The 4,707-nt window shown below is 73.8% G+C and carries 1 protein-coding gene; it reads right to left on the reverse strand.

Annotated features, from left to right (window positions below; all coding sequences use genetic code 11):
- Positions 1–4,642: type I polyketide synthase (locus IEJ02_RS47455; protein ID WP_223865609.1), on the reverse strand; the 4,642-nt coding region annotated here is incomplete at its 3' end.
- Positions 4,643–4,707: the final 65 nt, after the last annotated feature.

Here is a 4,707-nt window from a genome sequence, read left to right on the forward strand (position 1 = left end):
GCTCCACCACCAACACACCCACACCCTCACCCCAACCCGTCCCATCAGCCCCCGCGGCAAACGACCTGCACCGACCATCAACCGACAACCCGCGTTGCCTACTGAAGTCGACGAACGTGCCGGGGGTCGCCATGACGGTGACGCCGCCCGCCAGGGCGAGCGAGCACTCCCCCGACCGCAGCGCCTGCATGGCGCCGTGGAGGGCGACGAGCGAGGAGGAGCAGGCCGTGTCAAGGCTGATGGCGGGGCCCTCCAGGCCCAAGGCGTAGGCGACGCGGCCGGACGCGAGCGCTCCGGCGGCGCTGTGGTCGGTGTAGTCGTGGTACATCACGCCCATGTACACGCCAGTTCGGCTGCCCTTCAGCGTCGCCGGGGCAATGCCCGCCGTTTCGAGCGCCTCCCAGGAGACCTCCAGTAATTGCCGCTGCTGGGGGTCCATGGCCAGCGCCTCGTTGGGACCAATGCCGAAGAACGCGGCGTCGAAGCCCGCCGCGTCGTCCAGGAAGCCGCCGGTGCGGGCGTAGGTCTTGCCCTCCACGCCCGGTTCGGGGTCGTAGATCCGTTCGAGGTCCCAACCGCGGTCGTCCGGGAAGCCGGAGATCGCGTCCCGGCCGTCCGCGACCAGCCGCCACAGGTCCGCGGGCGTCCGGACGCCGCCGGGATAGCGGCAGGCCATGCCCACGATCACGATCGGATCGTCGCCCGCCGTCGGCGCCGCCTCGGCGACGACCGTCTCGCCCTCCTGCCGCGCACCGGTGAGCAGGAGTTCCCTGAGCCGTCCGGCCATCGAGCGCGCGCTCGGATAGTCGAACGCGGACGTCGCGGGAAGGCGCAGACCAGTCGCGGCGGACAGTTCGTTGCGCAGTTCCAATGCGGTCAGCGAGTCGAAGCCGAGGTCCCGGAAGGCCCGGTCGGCGGCGACGCCGTCCGGCGAGGCGTGTCCCAGGACGGCGGCCACCTTGCTCCGCACGAGGTCCAGGACGAGACGGTCCCGGTCGGCTTCGGACGCTGCCGCCAGCCGTTCCTCGAAGGCGTTCGGCGCGCCCGGGGCGGCGCCGGGCGCGGGACGGGCGGCCGTCCGCCTCGCAACGGCGGGGACCGCCCCGCGCAGCATGGCCGGGACTTCGGCCGCGCCGGACCGGGCGGCCAGGCGCAGCGACCGCAGGTCGAGCTTGACCGGCGCGAGGACGGCATCGCCCGCGCCCACGGCGGCGTCGAACAGCTCCAGGCCCTCGTCGGCGGACAGACCGCCCATGCCGCCGCGGTGCATGCGGTGGACGTCGGTCTCGCTGAGCCGGGCGTCCATCCCGCTGATGTCCCAAAGTCCCCATTCCAGGGACTGCGCCGCGAGGCCATTCTCACGGCGATGGGCCGCGAGAGCGTCCAGGAAGGCGTTGGCGGCGGCGTAGTTGGCCTGGCCGGGGGCGCCGAGCACGGCCGCGGCCGAGGAGAACAGGACGAACGCGGCGGGCGCGTGCTCCCGGGTGAGCTCGTGAAGGTTCCAGGCGGCGTCGGCCTTCGCCCGCAGTACCGTGTCCAGGCGCTCGGGCGTCAGCGCGGTCACCACCCCGTCGTCGATGACCCCCGCGGAATGGATCACGCACGTCAGCGGGTGCTCCGGCGGGATCGCAGCGAGGAGCTCCGCGAGGACGTCCCGGTCCGTGGTGTCGCACGCGACGACCTCCGCGTGAGCGCCCGACTCGGCCAGTTCCGCGCGGAGTTCGGCCATGCCTTCGGCGGCCATGCCGCGGCGGCCCGCGAGGATCAGGTGCCGGACACCGTGCCGGGTGACGAGATGGCGGGCGATCAGCCGTCCGAGGCCGCCCGTCCCGCCCGTGATCAACACGGTCCCGGCGGCGTCCCAGGGCGGGGTGGCGGGCGCCGCTTCGTCCGCGCCGGCACGGACGAAGCGGGGCACGAGGATCTCGCTTCCGCGCACCGCCGCCTCGGGCTCGCCGGACGCCAGGACGGCGGGGAGCAGCGCGGTGCCGGCCGCGTCCGGTTCGAGATCGGCCAGCACAAACCTGCCCGGGTTCTCGGCTTCGGCCGAACGGACCAGACCCCAGACGGGGGCCTGCGCGAGATTCGCCGGGCCGGCCTCGGGAGCGGTGGAAACGGCCCCGCGCGTCACGACGGCGAGCGTCGAGGACGCCGTACGCTCGTCCGCCAGCCACGTCTGCAGCGCCGCGAGGACCCGATGCGTCAGCGCCCGCGCCTTGGCGGGGACCGGGCCGTCCGTGTCCTCCGCCGCCACCATGAGCGCCACGGCATCGGGAACGGGACGTCCGGCCTCGACCTCGGCGAGCAGCGCGCCGAGGTCTTCGACCATGGCCCAGCGGTCGGTCGGCACGACGCCGGAGGGCCGGGTGATCGGTGACCACTCGACGCGGTACAGCGACTCATCGGGCGTCCGGTGCGCGGCGAGGTCCTCGACGGCGGCGGGGCGGACCGCGACGGAACCGATGGAGGCCACGGGCAGGCCGGTCATGTCCGCGAGGTGCAGGGACACGGCGGCACCGTCGAGCGTCGTCACGCGCGTGCGCAGAGCCGCCGCACCGGAGGCGTGCAGCGAGACCGCGTTCCAGACGAAGGGGAGCAGCGGCGGGCCGTCGGCGGCCTCGGTGAGCCGCCGGGGATCGTGCAGGGCGGCGTCCAGCAGCGCCGGGTGCAGCCCGTACTCCACAGCCCCCGCCTCGTCGTCGAGTGCCACTTCGGCGAAGAGGTCGTCGCCGCGGCGCCAGGCCTTGCGCAGCCCCTGGAACGTCGGCCCGTAGCCGTAGCCGGCGTCGGCGAGCGCGTCGTACACCCCGTCCACCTCGACCTCGACCGCCCCCGCGGGCGGCCACACCGTCAGTTCGGGCTCGGGGGCCGAGACCTGCGGGGTGAGGATGCCCTCGGCGTGGAGGGTCCACGGGGCCTGCGAGTCCGCCGCCCTGGAATGGATCGTCAGGTGACGGGCCCCGGACGGCTGCTCGGGCGGGGCCACCGTGACCCGCAGCTGGACGGCGTCCCGTTCGGGGAGGACGAGCGGCGCCAGCAGGGTGAGCTCCTCCACCGTCCCGCAGCCCACCTGGTCACCGGCCCGCAACGCCAGCTCCACGAATCCGGTCCCCGGGAACAGTGGCCTGCCGAGGACGCGGTGGTCGCCGAGCCAGCGCCGGCCCTGGACGGAGAGCCGTCCCGTGAGGACGACCTCGCCGTTCCCCGGCAGCGCCACGACGGCCCCGAGGATCGGGTGCCCGGCCGCTTCAAGGCCTACCGCGGCGGGGTCGCCGCCCGCCGTGCCCTGCGCCTCCCAGTACCGCTCACGCTGGAAGGCGTAGGTCGGGAGATCGACGAGACGGGCTCCCGTTCCGTCGAACAGCACCGCCCAGTCGAGGTCGGCGCCGCTGGTGTGGAGCCGGGCCAGCGCGGTGATCAGGGTGGGCACCTCGTCCCGGTCGCGACGGGAGGCCGCCACCGCCGTCGCCTCGCCGGCGGTCTGCTCGACCATCGGGGCCAGCGCCGCGTCCGGCCCGATCTCGAGGAACGTGCGGACGCGCGTCCCGGCCAGGTGCGCGATCGCGTCGGCGAACCTGACCGGGCGACGGACTTGATCCACCCAGTACTGGGCATCGGCCTCCGTCAGCGGCTCCCCGGTCACGGTCGAGATGACGGGGATCTGCGGCGCCTCGAAGGCGATGCCATCGAGGGCCTTGGCGAAGTCGTCCAGCATCGGCTCCATGAGCGCCGAGTGGAACGCGTGCGACACCGCCAGCCGGCGCGTCTTCCACCCCTTGCCCGCGCACGTCTCGGCCGTCTCGGCGACCGCCTTCTCGGTGCCGGAGACCACGACCGAGGCCGGGCTGTTGACGGCGGCGACCTCCACCCCCAATGGCAGGAGCGACGCGACCTCGGCCTCGGGTGCCTGGACGGCGAGCATCGCCCCGCCGGGTGGAAGAGCCTGCATCAGACGGCCACGCGCACCAACGAGAACGCACGCGTCAGCGAGCGAAACCATCCCGGCGACGTGGGCCGCCGCGATTTCTCCGATGGAGTGACCGACCAAGTGATCGGGGCGGACGCCCCACGACTCCAGCAGACGGAACAGCGCCACCTCGACGGCGAACAGTCCGGCCTGCGCCCACATCGTCCGGTCGAGCAGGGGCTTGTCGTCGCCCCACACGACCTCGCGCAGCGAACCGTCCAGCACCTCGTCGAACGCGGCGCACACCTCATCGAACGCGGACGCGAACACCGGGAACGCCGCATGCAGCTCACGGCCCATCCCCAGCCGCTGTGCGCCCTGCCCCGTGAAGACCAGTGCGCACGCGCCGTGGGCGGCGCGCTCCGGCGCTCCGTCCCGGTGCAGGGCGCGCAGTCCGTCCCGCAGTTCGTCCCGGTCCCGGGCCACCAGCACGGCGCGGTGTTCGAAGACCGCTCGGGAGGCGGCCAGCGAGTAACCGATGTCGGCGACCTCCAGTTCGCCGTGCTCGTCGAGGAACTCGGCCAGCCGCGAGGCCTGCGCTTCCAACGCCGCCGGTGTCCGGCCCGAGACCACCAACGGGATCACCGGCAGGTCCCTCCCACCGCCGGGCTCCGTGGACGGCTCCTCGACGGCGGGAGCCTCTTCGAGGATGACGTGGGCATTGGTGCCACTCAACCCGAACGACGACACCCCAGCCCGCCGCGGACGCCCGTTGACCGGCCACTCCCGCGCCTCGGTCA

Origin of the sequence: Streptomyces sp. 5-10, assembly GCF_014712245.1 — a bacterium.
Taxonomy (GTDB): Bacteria; Actinomycetota; Actinomycetes; order Streptomycetales; family Streptomycetaceae; genus Streptomyces; species Streptomyces violaceusniger.